The organism is Acinetobacter sp. YH12132 (assembly GCF_013418645.1).
Taxonomy (GTDB): Bacteria; Pseudomonadota; Gammaproteobacteria; order Pseudomonadales; family Moraxellaceae; genus Acinetobacter; species Acinetobacter indicus.
The window spans coordinates 80,745-93,703 of sequence record NZ_VPBR01000004.1 but is presented as its reverse complement, the minus strand read 5'-3'; the positions used below and the strand labels follow the sequence as shown (position 1 = coordinate 93,703).

Annotated in this window: 12 protein-coding genes and 1 pseudogene; 10 read left to right on the top strand and 3 right to left on the bottom strand. The window is 45.4% G+C overall.

Annotation, left to right across the window (positions count from 1 at the left end; all coding sequences use genetic code 11):
• The first annotated feature begins 13 nt into the window (after nt 1-13).
• The 7 genes from rpiA to FTU67_RS06035 all read left to right on the top strand — a co-directional run bounded on the left by rpiA (nt 14) and on the right by FTU67_RS06035 (nt 6,726).
• Nucleotides 14-685, top strand: coding sequence for a ribose-5-phosphate isomerase RpiA (rpiA, locus tag FTU67_RS06065; protein WP_005177689.1), 672 nt, complete (start codon nt 14-16; stop codon nt 683-685).
• Nucleotides 686-795: 110 nt separating this feature from the next.
• Entirely contained in the window at nt 796-1,476 is a 681-nt protein-coding gene (locus FTU67_RS06060; RefSeq protein ID WP_180006519.1) for a M48 family metallopeptidase, read from the top strand.
• A gap of 183 nt (nt 1,477-1,659) precedes the next feature.
• A complete protein-coding gene (gene argC / locus FTU67_RS06055; protein WP_180057202.1) occupies nt 1,660-2,715 on the top strand; it encodes an N-acetyl-gamma-glutamyl-phosphate reductase in 1,056 nt (351 codons plus the stop codon).
• Nucleotides 2,716-2,794: 79 nt separating this feature from the next.
• Nucleotides 2,795-3,541, top strand: a complete 747-nt coding sequence (locus FTU67_RS06050) for a DUF6776 family protein (protein WP_005177701.1) — start codon at nt 2,795-2,797, stop codon at nt 3,539-3,541.
• An 18-nt stretch (nt 3,542-3,559) separates the two neighbouring features.
• Nucleotides 3,560-3,976 carry an ATP-dependent Clp protease adapter ClpS gene (gene clpS, locus FTU67_RS06045; RefSeq protein WP_035363010.1) on the top strand — a complete coding sequence of 139 codons (417 nt, stop codon included), beginning with the start codon at nt 3,560-3,562 and terminating at the stop codon, nt 3,974-3,976.
• A 9-nt stretch (nt 3,977-3,985) separates the two neighbouring features.
• Nucleotides 3,986-6,262, top strand: coding sequence for an ATP-dependent Clp protease ATP-binding subunit ClpA (gene clpA / locus FTU67_RS06040; RefSeq protein WP_005177712.1), 2,277 nt, complete (start codon nt 3,986-3,988; stop codon nt 6,260-6,262).
• A gap of 110 nt (nt 6,263-6,372) precedes the next feature.
• Entirely contained in the window at nt 6,373-6,726 is a 354-nt protein-coding gene (locus tag FTU67_RS06035) for a YnfA family protein (protein WP_005177718.1), read from the top strand.
• Between the two features lie 83 nt (nt 6,727-6,809).
• On the opposite strand, the gene FTU67_RS06030 is transcribed toward FTU67_RS06035, so the two are convergent.
• The gene (locus tag FTU67_RS06030; RefSeq protein ID WP_016658171.1) at nt 6,810-7,283 is read right to left on the bottom strand and encodes a hypothetical protein; all 474 of its coding nucleotides are present in this window, start codon (nt 7,281-7,283) and stop codon (nt 6,810-6,812) included.
• 358 nt (nt 7,284-7,641) lie between these two features.
• Between FTU67_RS06030 and FTU67_RS06025 the strand changes: the two are divergent.
• Nucleotides 7,642-8,895, top strand: a pseudogene (locus tag FTU67_RS06025) (MFS transporter).
• 78 nt (nt 8,896-8,973) lie between these two features.
• On the opposite strand, the gene argF reads toward FTU67_RS06025, so the two are convergent.
• Together argF and FTU67_RS06015 are read right to left on the bottom strand one after the other, a co-directional pair.
• Nucleotides 8,974-9,888, bottom strand: coding sequence for an ornithine carbamoyltransferase (argF, locus tag FTU67_RS06020; RefSeq protein ID WP_180006518.1), 915 nt, complete (start codon nt 9,886-9,888; stop codon nt 8,974-8,976).
• A gap of 114 nt (nt 9,889-10,002) precedes the next feature.
• Nucleotides 10,003-10,653 carry a TetR/AcrR family transcriptional regulator gene (locus tag FTU67_RS06015; protein ID WP_075167741.1) on the bottom strand — a complete coding sequence of 217 codons (651 nt, stop codon included), beginning with the start codon at nt 10,651-10,653 and terminating at the stop codon, nt 10,003-10,005.
• 226 nt (nt 10,654-10,879) lie between these two features.
• Between FTU67_RS06015 and prpB the strand changes: the two genes are divergently transcribed.
• Together prpB and prpC are read left to right on the top strand one after the other, a co-directional pair.
• A complete protein-coding gene (gene prpB / locus FTU67_RS06010) occupies nt 10,880-11,764 on the top strand; it encodes a methylisocitrate lyase (protein ID WP_016658168.1) in 885 nt (294 codons plus the stop codon).
• 4 nt (nt 11,765-11,768) lie between these two features.
• A complete protein-coding gene (gene prpC, locus FTU67_RS06005; protein ID WP_045795691.1) occupies nt 11,769-12,908 on the top strand; it encodes a 2-methylcitrate synthase in 1,140 nt (379 codons plus the stop codon).
• Nucleotides 12,909-12,959 lie beyond the last annotated feature (51 nt).

The following is a 12,959-nucleotide window of genomic DNA, read 5'->3' as shown; positions in this document are numbered from 1 at the left end:
GTTGAGCGAAGTCATGAGTCTGTATGCAACCCAAGATGAGAAGAAACAAGCTGCGGCAAAAGCAGCCTTAAAACATTTGCCTAAAGGCGGGATTCTGGGTGTAGGCACAGGCAGTACCGTCAATTTCCTCATCGATTTATTGCCTGAATTGCAATTGGAAGCGGCTGTAGCCAGTTCTGAAGCAACGGCAGAGCGCCTGAAAAAGCTGGGTATTGAAGTCGTGGATATGAACAGCGTGGGCGGTTTAGATGCCTATGTCGATGGCGCAGATGAAATTGACCGTCATATGCACATGATTAAAGGTGGCGGTGCGGCGTTAACCCGTGAAAAAATTGTCGCGTCGATTGCGAAAAAATTTGTTTGTATCGTCGATGATTCAAAATGGGTTGAACAGTTGGGCCGTGAATTCCCGCTACCGGTTGAAGTAATTCCAATGGCGCGTTCTGCTGTGGCACGCAAGCTGGTCGCACTTGGGGGTGATCCGGCGTACCGTGAAGGTGTGGTAACCGATAACGGCAATGTGATTTTAGATGTTTATAACCTGAATATCTTAAATGCACTGGAACTGGAAAAAACCATCAATGATATTCCGGGTGTGGTGTGTAACGGTATTTTTGCTTTAAACAAAGCTGATATTGCTATTGTTGCAACCAATAACGGTATCGAAGAGCGTACTGCAATTTAAACTTAACAGCTTTAAGAGTTAATCTCCCCAAACCCCTCTTTAAAAAAGAGGGGCTTTTCTCCCTCCTTTATTAAAGGAGGGTCGGGGAGGACTCTCTAAAAAGAACAATAATGACATTATCCGACCTTCCTGAAATTCAAATCACCCGTAATGTTCGTGCGACGCGACTGCGTTTACGTGTCGATGGTCAGCAGATTAAAGTCACGGCGCCTGTTTTTTGTAGCAATCGTCAAATCCAGAAATTTATTGCCGATGCCGAAAGCTGGCTGTTAAAAACCTGGCAAGCGCAACAGGCCCAGTTGCAGCGGGTTGATCAGAGCCTGCCTGCTGAATTACAACTGTTTAATCTCAATACACCCATTCAGATTGGTTATCAGAGCCAGAAACAGAATTTTATCTGGGATGAATCTGCTTTACAGCTGTGGATTAGTGATCGGCATCCTGAAGCTTATTTAAAAACCTTTATGATTGCTTATGCCAAGCAGCATTTGCCGCTGTATTTAAAACAGTTGAGTCTGGATACTGGGCTGAACTTTAACGGCTGTAATATCCGCCAGCCGAAAACCCGTTGGGGCAGTTGCTCGGCCCGCCACGATATTATGCTGAATAGTGCGCTGGTATTAATGCCAGAAGCGATTTGTCGTTATGTCTGTGTGCATGAGTTGGCGCATACCCGCCATTTTGATCATAGCCCGCGCTTTTGGGCAGAGGTGGCGCGGCATGATCCTGAGTTTCAGCAGCATCGACAATTTTTAAAACGCTTTCAGTTGCCGTATTGGTGGTTGGGGTGAGGGTGCCGGGTCATCCTTGTTGAACTCACCCATTCCTCGTTCATTTTTCTGAAAAATCAGTACTCTGATCGATCCAATAGGCACATAAGACAAAAAACCATCAATACCGAGTAAAAAGGTTTAGAAAGCACAAACTTCCTGTCATACTACTGCTTTATTGAACATAGCACACTTGATTGAGGTATGAACGTGATTTCAGTAGGTATTGTCGGCGGTACAGGTTATACAGGCGTTGAACTTTTACGTCTTTTACTACGACATCCAGAGGTACAGGTCACTGTATTAACCTCACGTACTGAAGCTGGTCGCCGTGTCGATGATATGTTCCCAAGTCTGCGTGGTCATACCGATTTATGCTATTCAGATTTAAATATTGAAGATTTAAAACAGTGTGATGTGGTGTTCTTTGCTACGCCGCACGGTGTTGCCATGAAACACGCGGCCGATCTGGTTGCGGCCAATACCAAAGTCATTGATCTGGCGGCAGATTTCCGTTTACAGGATTTGGCCCAATTCGAAAAATGGTACGGCATGGAACATGCGTGTCCGGACATTCTTAAAGATTCAGTTTATGGTTTATCTGAACTGAACCGTGAGCAGATTAAAACAGCACAGGTGATTGGCAACCCGGGCTGTTATCCAACTACCGTGCAATTAGGTTTGGCACCATTATTAAAATCTGCTGAAACCTTGATTAAGCCTGAAAGTATTATTATTGATGCCAAATCGGGCGTATCCGGCGCCGGCCGTAAAGCCAGCCTGGGCATGATTTACTCTGAAAATGCCGATAACTTCAAGGCTTATGGGGTGGCAGGTCACCGTCATCATCCGGAAATTGTGGAAGCATTGGAAAACATTTCTGGTCAAAAAGATGTGTTTAACCACATTGTGTTTGTGCCGCATTTAGTACCGATGATTCGTGGCATGCTCAGCACCATGTATATTGACCTGACCGATGCAGGGGATGCGGCAGATGTACAGGCGCTGTATGAACAGTTTTATGCGCAAGAGCAGTTTGTAGATGTAATGCCAGCAGGCAGCTCACCAGAAACACGTTCAGTACGCGGCGCCAACCAGTTACGTATTGCCCTATACAAGCCGCAACCGAAGAAACTGGTGGTGCTGGTGGCGCAGGACAATCTGGTGAAAGGTGCAGCAGGTCAGGCAGTACAAAACATGAACCTGATGTTTGGCTTTGCAGAGCAGGCTGGCCTAGAGGTGATTGGTCTATTACCATAAGAAACGCTTTTCGACTTCACACACATTTAGATTTCGATTTAAATGTGTGGTTTGAATGCAATCAAAACAAGAGATGACGATGCAGAATACGGATACCAATACCACGTCACAACCGACGCCACCGAAAAAACCTTTTATGCAAAGCAATTTACCTCTCGTACTCGGTGCAGCTGTATTAATGTTAGGCAGCGGCTTTTTGGGCTATTCGGTGGGGCATCGTCAGGGTTTGACTGTGGTCGGTTATGATGCCGATGCAGAGCAGCTGGTTGAAGTCGTACAGGAACAGAAAGTTCGTCTGGAAAGCCTGAATAAAACCCTGAATGCAGCGGTTCAGGAGCGTGATGTAGCGGTCAGCAATGCCAATGACCTGTATGCGGCCCTGAATCAGGCACGTAATGATAAAATCCAGGCCGATGGCATGGGCAATTTATACCGTGAAGTGCTGCGTAATCGGGGTGGTTTAAGTCTGACCATCCAGAATATTGGGATTAAACCTTTACCCGATAATGCCTATGAATATCAGCTCGATCTGGTGCAAATCAGCCCGAATAAGCGCCGTGCTTCAGGCAATGTTGAACTGCGTCTGATTCAGGGCACCGAGGTGCTGGTGGTGCCCATGGAAGACAATAATTTCAATTTTGATAATTATGAGCGCCTAACCGGCCGCTGGACCATGCCAAAAGGCTTTAGTCCGCAATTTATTGAAGTGCGTTTAACTGGTAGTACCCCTGTGACCAAGCGATTCAGCTGGGCACGTGGAAAAGCCACGGAAGCGCCTTCTGCCTTTATCTCTGAAATACCGCAAGCAGAAGCCACTGCGCAATAACTGTGAAATAAATCTCTTATGCGAAGTAACAAACGACCAATTTGTTTAAACGAAATCAAACAGTCTTTTCAGCAGTCTGGCATGGTGGACTGGCATTTTAATCCGCGTTTAAGTACGGATGAGCCGAATGAGCATGAGGACGGAGACATTGCCGTACAGACGGCGCCGCCTGAATTAAAGCGTCCACCACTATACGCTGTCGTTTTATTGAACGATGACTATACCCCAATGGACTTTGTAATTGAAATTTTACAACAATACTTTGCAATGAATCTTGACCAAGCGACTCAAGTAATGCTAACTGTACATTACGAAGGAAAAGGTATTGCAGGGGTTTATCCGCGAGACATCGCAGAGACCAAAGCAAACCAAGTCAATAATTACGCTCGATCTCAAGGTCATCCATTACTTTGTCAGATTGAGCCTAAAAACTAAGGGGGTTACATGCTCAGTCGTCAATTAGAAGTATCATTACGTTTGGCTGTTAGCATGGCTCGTCAAAAGAGACATGAGTTTCTGACGGTAGAACATTTATTATTGGCTTTGCTCGACAATGATTCTGCAGTAAATGCGCTAAAAGCATGCGGGGCAGATATTATTGTGCTGCGCAAAGAACTTGAAGAATATGTAGAACAACATACCCCTAAACTCGGTGAAAACAGCGATCAGGCACCGCATCCAACGGAAAGCTTTGACCGTATTTTGCAACGAGCAATTTTCCATGTGCAATCCAGTGGTGGTGATCGCACAGTCGAAGGCGCAGATATTCTGGTTGCGATGTATTCGGAACGGGATTCTTTTGCCGTATATCTATTAAAACGCCATCAAATTAACCGTTTAACCTTAACTCAGTATCTTTCTCATGGTACGCGTAAAGAAGAATCGCAAGCCGAAGAAGAAATTGAAGAACTCGATGGGGAAAGCTCAACTTCGGCCAATAGCGGTCCGCTGGAGCTGTATACCACCAACCTCAACAATGAAGCGGTGAAGGGCAAAACTGACCCACTGATTGGCCGTGAAAAAGAAATTGAACGCGCCGCGCAAATCTTATGTCGCCGTCGCAAAAACAACCCGCTGCTGGTCGGTGATCCGGGGGTGGGTAAAACCTCAATTGCCGAAGGTCTGGCCTGGTTAATCGTGAATGGTAAAGCGCCAAAACCACTGCTCAATTCAGAAATTTACAGTCTGGATATTGGTGCCTTGGTGGCCGGAACCAAATACCGCGGTGATTTTGAAAAACGCCTGAAACAGCTGTTAAATGCGTTAAAGAAAAAGCCGGAAGCGATTTTATTTATTGATGAAATCCACATGATTATTGGTGCCGGTTCCAGCATGGGCAGCACCATGGATGCCTCGAACCTGATTAAACCGGCGCTAGCCAATGGCACTTTGCGTTGTATCGGTTCGACCACGTTCCAGGAATATCGTCAGGTCTTTGAGAAAGATCATGCCTTGTCGCGTCGTTTCCAGAAAATTGATGTCAATGAGCCATCAATTCCTGAAACCATTGATATTTTACGTGGCCTGAAATCAAAATTTGAAGATTTCCACCATGTCCAATATGATGATAAAGCACTGGTTTCTGCGGTTGAGTTGTCATCTAAATACATTAATGACCGTTTCTTGCCAGACAAGGCCATTGACGTGATTGATGAAGCCGGTGCACAGCGCCGTCTGAAAGATGAGCAGGAAGATCGTCTGATTACCGTGGAAAATATCGAAGATATTGTGGCGAAAATTGCCCGTATTCCACCGAAAACGGTGTCTAAAGATGACAAGACTGTGCTTGAGCATCTGGAACGTGATCTGAAACGTGTGGTGTTCGGTCAGGATGAAGCGATTGAAGCGTTAGCATCTGCCATCAAACTGTCACGCGCCGGTTTGAAATCGCCTGATAAACCAGTGGGTAGTTTTGTATTTGCCGGCCCGACCGGGGTGGGTAAAACTGAAGTCACCAAGCAGCTGGCCAAATTGCTGGGTGTCGAGCTGGTCCGCTTCGATATGTCGGAGTACATGGAACGCCACGCGGTGTCCCGTTTAATTGGTGCGCCGCCGGGCTATGTCGGTTTTGATCAGGGTGGTTTGCTCACCGATGCGATTCATAAAAATCCGCATTGTGTGCTGCTACTCGATGAAATTGAAAAAGCCCATCCGGATGTGTTTAACCTGTTGCTGCAAATTATGGATCATGGCTCATTGACCGATAATAACGGACGTAAGTCAGACTTCCGTAATGTGGTGCTAGTACTGACCACCAATATTGGTGCAGAAAGTATTTCTCGTGTCAGCATTGGCTTTATGGAACAGGACAACAGTAATGACAACCAGGAAGCAATGAAAAAGGCCTTCTCGCCTGAGTTCCGTAACCGTCTGGACAGTGTGATTCAGTTTAAAGCCTTGCCGACCAGCGTGATTGAAAGCGTGGTCGACAAGTTCCTGACTGAACTGCAAGCCCAGCTGGATGAGAAAAAAGTTATTCTTGAAGTGGATCAGGATGCACGTGAATGGATGGCTGAACATGGCTATGACCGTTTAATGGGTGCACGTCCAATGCAGCGCTTAATTCAGGAACACCTGAAGAAACCACTGGCAGAGATGATCCTGTTTGGTGAGCTGGCGGAACATGGCGGCAATGTAGCCGTATCTGTCAAGAAAGAAAACGGTAAAGCCACCGGTTTGAAACTTGAAGTATTTGAAGATCAAACCGCTGAACCGGCTTAATCCTGTACTTGAATATGAAAGCCCGTGTATGCACGGGCTTTTGTTTGTTTAAGGTTTATCTTTTTACCTTTCTATTGGAAAGCTGCGCGTCACTTGTATTGTGAGTTTTTATGGATTTTTCTATCACTAAAATTCTGACCACGGTTTGTCTGTTCTTGGTGACGGCGGTGGCGGAAATTTTGGGCTGTTACTTTCCTTATTTAATTTTGAATCAGGGGAAATCACATTGGCTCTGGTTACCAACAGTATTGGCCTTGGCGGTATTTGTCTGGCTGTTAACCTTGCATCCGGCAGCATCAGGGCGAATTTACGCCGCTTATGGTGGAATTTACATTTTTACCGCGCTGATGTGGCTGAAATTTGTTGATCAGGTCAGTTTGAGCCGTTGGGATCTGCTGGGCGGTCTGGTGGTGATGTGCGGCGCGCTGATTATTATTTTGCAGCCACAAGGACTGGTGCGTTAATTTTTCTATTGTCATTGTGGGCTGAAAATGGGAATTTACTGCGGCAGGATTTACTACCGCAGTTAGTGATTAATCGGGTTGGTTTAGAATTGACATTCCGAATTTTTTAGCTGTAACTGATACTGCTGCTGCGCCGAGCTTAACTGCAGCTCAATCCGGTAGGGATTGACGCGTTGGAACTGATGCTCAAAAATCATCTCGCAATTCTGCAGTAAATTCTTTTTCATGATTTTTTTCACTTCGCTATGGCCAACATCCTGAGCAAACTGCTCGAAATCCGGGCTGCTAATCAAACCTTTCACTTCAACTCGGTCTGCAAATAGCTGCATCTGTTCAATAATCGTATTCTGATCGACCTGATACGGCAGGGTGCGTGAATCTTCCACACTAATAATATTCAGAATTTCATTAAGTCCGGTCGTATTCTTGATTTTGTACTCGGCATCAATGATCTGTTTTTGTTGCAGATACTGGTCCAGTTCACTGGCATGGCTGGTGAATGAAAGGGCACTGAGTCCGAGGGCTAAAACTGTCGACAAATAGATTTTATTGTTCATTCGAGTCACACATTATGAGCTGTATTCTAGACATTTATATCAACATGAATAGGGCGGATAAGCAACCATCCGATCTGGCTTTATCTCTATAAATTTAAGAAATATATAATCTATTTATCTATAAATTATTGTTTTTAAAGACTTTTTAACTAAAAAATTGATTAAAAATTACATTTTATTTTTTGTGTGAAGTTTCCATTAAAAGTTATATTAGCAACGTGCTTATGCTGTATCTAAGCAAAAATATCTCCTTATGTGGCAAGAGCTTATCGCCTCTACATGAGAAATTTCAATAAATTAAAAATGAGGAAGATAAACCTTGGGCCAAGCTTAAACCAAACAGGAAAAAGCCAGTCGAATTAAGGGAATTATCGGGGCGGCCTCGGGCAACCTCGTCGAATGGTTCGATTTCTATATCTATGCTGTATTTGCGGTTTACTTTACCCAAGCGCTGACTGCACCGAACATGGATAGTTCTACCCAGGCCATTTATGTCTGGGGGGTATTTGCGGCAAGCTTCTTTATGCGTCCGATTGGCAGCTGGCTGTTTGGACGTATTGCCGATAAACATGGCCGTAAAAAGTCCATGGTGATTTCCATCTGCCTAATGGCCTTCAGTTCCTTTCTGTTTGCTGCATTGCCGACTTATGACCAAGTCGGGATGGCGGCACCGTTCCTGCTGTTGCTGGTGCGTTTGTTACAAGGCTTGTCGGTTGGCGGGGAATATGGTGCGGTTGCCACCTATATGAGTGAGCTGGGTTTAAAAGGTCAGCGCGGCTTTTTTGCCTCGTTCTAATATGTGACTTTAACCGGCGGACAGTTACTGGCCAGCTTGCTGGGTGTAATTTTCCTGAGTTTTATGACCGAGCAGCAGTTACAGGATGGCGGCTGGCGTATTCCGTTTGTGATTGGTGGTCTGGCTGCCATTGCCTCACTGCTGGTACGAAGCCGTCTGGAAGAAACGTTGTCACATGAAGACAGCGATAAAGAAGAGTCGGGCAGCTTAAAAGAGCTGTTTAAAAATCACTGGAAAACTTTCTTGCTGGTGGTGGGCTATACCTCGGCGGGTTCACTTAGTTTCTATGTGATTACGGTTTATTCCAAAACCTATCTGACCAATATCGGCATTGATTCGCAGACGGTCGGGCTAATCATGACGGGCTGTATTTTTATTCTGATGGTGGCGCAGCCATTCTTCGGGATTTTATCAGACAGGATTGGTCGCAGAAATTCGATGCTGCTGTTTAGTGGTCTGATGGCGATTGCCATTTATCCTGTTATGGCAATCGGGATGCGTGCCTTTAGTGATTCACCCATGATGGTGGCCTTGCTGTTGATTTTCCTGATGATGCTGTTAAGTCTGTATACCTCGATCAGTGGAATTGTAAAAGCGGAAATGTTCCCGCCGCATGTGCGTGCACTCGGTGTTGGTTTCTCTTATGCGGTTGGTAATGCAGTATTTGGCGGCTCAGCCCCTTCAGTGGCTTTACAGTTTAAATCAGCCGGTATTGAAAACAGTTTCTTTATCTATGTGATTGTGATGCTGGTGATCTGTTTCTTCTATAGTCTGCAAATTCCTCGTGAAGCGCGCTATTTAAAAGATGATCATTAATCCGGATTTCATGACTTGATCAAAACGAAAAAAGCACCGGGAATGAACGGTGCTTTTTTATCTTGATGCGGTTAGCAATTATTTTAAATGCTCGTTGATCAGGAATTCCATTAGGGCTTTTTGTGCGTGTAGACGGTTTTCCGCTTCATCCCAAACCACAGAATTTTTATGATCCAGCATATTTTCTGAAATTTCTTCACCGCGGTGTGCAGGCAGGCAGTGCATGAACAGACAATCTGGATGCGCTAGATCCATGAGGCGTTCATTAACCTGATAGTTGGCAAATGCCTGTTCACGGATTTTCTGTTCTTCTTCTTGACCCATGCTGGCCCACACGTCGGTCACGATTAAATCGGCATTGACTGCGGCATCTTCAGCAGAATCGACCAGTTCAACACAGTGAGCAAATTCAGACAGGAATTTTTCTTGTGGCTCATAACCTTTAGGTGCGGCCACTTTCAGCTTGAAGCCCCACATGTGTGCCGCTTCAATATACGAGTTACACATGTTGTTGCCATCACCAATCCAGGCCACGGTTTTGCCTTCGATTGGACCGCGATGCTCAAGGAAGGTTTGCATATCGGCCAGTAATTGACATGGATGATGATCGTCAGTTAAGGCATTAATCACCGGCACTTTGGAATAAGAAGCAAAACGCTCCACAATGTCATGTCCAAAGGTGCGAATCATGACAATATCCAGCATGCTTGAAATCACGCGTGCTGAATCTTCAATAGGCTCACCACGACCTAACTGGGTGTCGCGTGGAGATAAGAAAATTGCGCTACCACCAAACTGATTCATACCAGCTTCAAACGATACACGGGTACGGGTACTCGACTTCTCAAAAATCATGCCCAAAACTTTACCAATAAAAGGTTGGAAAACTTCATTCTGATGCTGCTTGCGTTTAAGTTCAATTGCGCGTTGCAAAATCTGGTTAAGTTCTAAAGTCGACAGGTCGCGTAAAGTGAGAAAGTGACGTAGAGCCATTCGTTACTCCACAATAATTGCTGAAATTGAAATCAAAACAACAATTAGTTGTTGGTTGGTTAAATAAAATAGGGAATCGGCTAATATACTATATTGAATCGAAATTGCAAAAAACTAGACGATTTGGTGACCTTGCAGAAAGTGATCGACACAGTAATGAATATAGTCATCTGTGGTTTGCGGGTCATCCTGAACAGGCAAGCCCATTAAAATCCGCCATTCCAGATTACGCAGAATGCCAAAGAACAGCTGCGCTGAATAAAGTGAATTCTCACAGCGAATCAGACCCTGGGCGGCGGCATGATCCAGCGCATGTGCAATGGAAGTTTGCAAATGCTTGGGGCCTTGTTCATAGATATAACGTGCCAGTTCCACATTGTGCTGGGTGCGCTCCAAAATTAACCTTAAAAAGGCAGAATTGGCCGGCACACTTAAATGGCTTTTAAAGTTATCTAGTGTATGAATTAAATAAGCCCGTAAATCACCCTCAAAAGATTCAAAGGGTAAGCAAATGTCTTTAAAGAACTTTTCCGCACGATAATCACAAATGGCGGTAAACAGGCCTTCTTTATTGCCAAAATATTTATAGATAAAGGCCTTGGAACCACCGGCATGATGCACGATATCATCCAGCGAGACAGCATCGTAGCCATGTTCCAGAAACAGGTCATTGGCGCTCAATAATAAAGCCAGACAGCGTTCATGCCCACGCTTGGTCGGAGGGACATCTTTGCTAAAGGGTTCTAACTGAGCCAAATCATGCATAATCAGGGAGCAGGCCGCCAATTGGTAAGGAATAAATATAATTGTAGCAAATATATGACCGCTTGGCATGGAATAGCGTAGACGGAAATGTATTGACTTTTTTCTTACAGATTTACTTGAATATTTGACTAAAGTTTTAGGGACTTTATTCTAATTGGTCATGGTTTAGGCAAAGATTCTGAGTATACTCAAGCCTCAATAATTAGAAACTACTGTGGAAAGGACGATGACAGAACAAACATCTGCAGGCTTAAGATTCAGACAGGCGCTGGACACGGAAAAGCCCTTACAAATTATCGGTACAGTCAATGCCTATGCAGCCATGATGGCAAAACAGGTCGGCTATAAAGCCATTTATGTATCGGGTGCAGGTGTCGCCAATTATTCCTACGGTTTGCCGGATTTGGGCATGACCAGCCTCGATAATGTCCTGGAAGATGTACGCCGTATTACAGAACGTGTCGATACACCTGTGCTGGTGGATATTGATACCGGCTGGGGCGGTGCATTTAATATTGGCCGTACCATCAAGCAAATGATTGCAGCAGGTGCTGCTGCGGTGCATATTGAAGATCAGGTGGCGCAAAAACGCTGTGGCCATCGTCCGAACAAGGAAATTGTGACCCAGCAGGAAATGGTGGATCGTATTAAAGCGGCAGTCGATGCCAAAACTGATCCCAACTTTGTGGTGATGGCGCGTACCGATGCCTTGCAAAAAGAAGGTTTGCAGGCGGTGATTGACCGGGCCTGTGCCTGTGTCGAGGCAGGTGCAGATGCCATTTTTGCAGAAGCCATGACCGACATTACCATGTACAAAACTGTTTGTGATGCAGTCGGTGTACCGGTACTGGCCAACATTACCGAATTTGGTGATACGCCGTATTACACCACTGATGAACTAGCTGAGCAGGGCGTGCGTATGGTGTTATATCCATTGTCGGCAACACGTGCAATGCAAAAAGCAGCGCTGGAAGTGATGCAGTCGATTCGTGAGCATGGCACACAAACCCATGTGCTGGATAAAATGCAGCAACGCAAAGAATTATATGAATTTTTAGATTACCACACCTTTGAAAACACATTAGATAAACTGTTCAAGCAGGAGAATTAAAACAATGGCTGAAGGAAAAGTACTGACTGGCGCTGGATTGCGCGGACAAGTCGCAGGGAAAACCGCATTATCGACGGTTGGAAAAAGCGGTGCGGGTCTGACCTATCGTGGTTATGACGTGCAGGATCTGGCAGAAAACTGCCAGTTTGAGGAAGTCGCTTATCTGATCTTCTTTGGTGAATTACCTACCACCGAACAGCTAACCAGCTATAAAGCCAAGCTGAAATCTTTACGTCAGTTACCAGATGCACTAAAAGAAGTACTGGAGCGTATTCCGGCCGATTCACATCCCATGGATGTAATGCGTACCGGCGTGTCGATGCTTGGCAATCTGGAAACCGAACAGTCGTTTGATGTACAGCAAGATGTTGCTGACCGTATTCTGGCCGCTTTACCGGGCATTATCTGTTACTGGTACCGTTTTAGCCATGACGGCGTACGTGTTGATGAAAACACCGATGATGATTCAATTGGCGCGCAATTCCTGCATCTGTTACGTGGTGAAAAACCAAATGAGCTGCATGAACAGGTGATGAACGTGTCATTAATTCTGTATGCAGAGCATGAGTTTAACGCATCCACCTTTACTGCACGCGTGTGTGCATCAACCTTGTCTGATATGCATTCATGTATTACCGGCGCGATTGGTTCACTGCGTGGTCCACTGCATGGCGGTGCCAATGAAGCGGCCATGGAAATGATTGAAAACTGGACCTCTCCAGAAGAAGCTGAGCGTGAAATGCTGGGCATGCTGGAGCGTAAAGAGAAAATCATGGGCTTTGGTCATGCTATTTATAAGGACAATGACCCGCGTAATGGCATTATTAAAGTCTGGTCAGAGCGTCTGGCCAAAGATGTGGGTGATACTGTGCTTTATCCGGTATCGGTCCGCTGTGAAGAAGTGATGTGGCGCGAGAAAAAACTGTTCTGTAACGCAGACTTCTTCCATGCTTCGGCCTATCACTTTATGGGTATTCCGACCAAGCTGTTCACGCCAATCTTTGTGATGTCGCGTGTGACCGGTTGGGCGGCGCATGTGATGGAACAGCGTGCAGATAACCGTATTATCCGTCCAAGTGCGGATTATACCGGTCCAGAACTGCGTAAAGTGGTGCCAATTGCAGAGCGTACTTCGGCGGCTTAATCTGCCGTGTACTTGAATAAAGCCTCATCTGAGGCTTTATTTTTTGCTGCT

Bases quoted from the DNA above. Each gene is read 5' to 3' on its own strand.
- clpS (WP_035363010.1), top strand. From the start codon at position 3,560: ATGCGAAGTAACAAACGACCAATTTGTTTAAACGAAATCAAACAGTCT.
- FTU67_RS06030 (WP_016658171.1), bottom strand. From the start codon at position 7,283: ATGAACAATAAAATCTATTTGTCGACAGTTTTAGCCCTCGGACTCAGT.
- clpA (WP_005177712.1), top strand. From the start codon at position 3,986: ATGCTCAGTCGTCAATTAGAAGTATCATTACGTTTGGCTGTTAGCATG.
- FTU67_RS06015 (WP_075167741.1), bottom strand. From the start codon at position 10,653: ATGCATGATTTGGCTCAGTTAGAACCCTTTAGCAAAGATGTCCCTCCG.
- rpiA (WP_005177689.1), top strand. From the start codon at position 14: ATGAGTCTGTATGCAACCCAAGATGAGAAGAAACAAGCTGCGGCAAAA.
- argF (WP_180006518.1), bottom strand. From the start codon at position 9,888: ATGGCTCTACGTCACTTTCTCACTTTACGCGACCTGTCGACTTTAGAA.
- FTU67_RS06060 (WP_180006519.1), top strand. From the start codon at position 796: ATGACATTATCCGACCTTCCTGAAATTCAAATCACCCGTAATGTTCGT.
- prpC (WP_045795691.1), top strand. From the start codon at position 11,769: ATGGCTGAAGGAAAAGTACTGACTGGCGCTGGATTGCGCGGACAAGTC.
- prpB (WP_016658168.1), top strand. From the start codon at position 10,880: ATGACAGAACAAACATCTGCAGGCTTAAGATTCAGACAGGCGCTGGAC.
- argC (WP_180057202.1), top strand. From the start codon at position 1,660: ATGAACGTGATTTCAGTAGGTATTGTCGGCGGTACAGGTTATACAGGC.
- FTU67_RS06050 (WP_005177701.1), top strand. From the start codon at position 2,795: ATGCAGAATACGGATACCAATACCACGTCACAACCGACGCCACCGAAA.
- FTU67_RS06035 (WP_005177718.1), top strand. From the start codon at position 6,373: ATGGATTTTTCTATCACTAAAATTCTGACCACGGTTTGTCTGTTCTTG.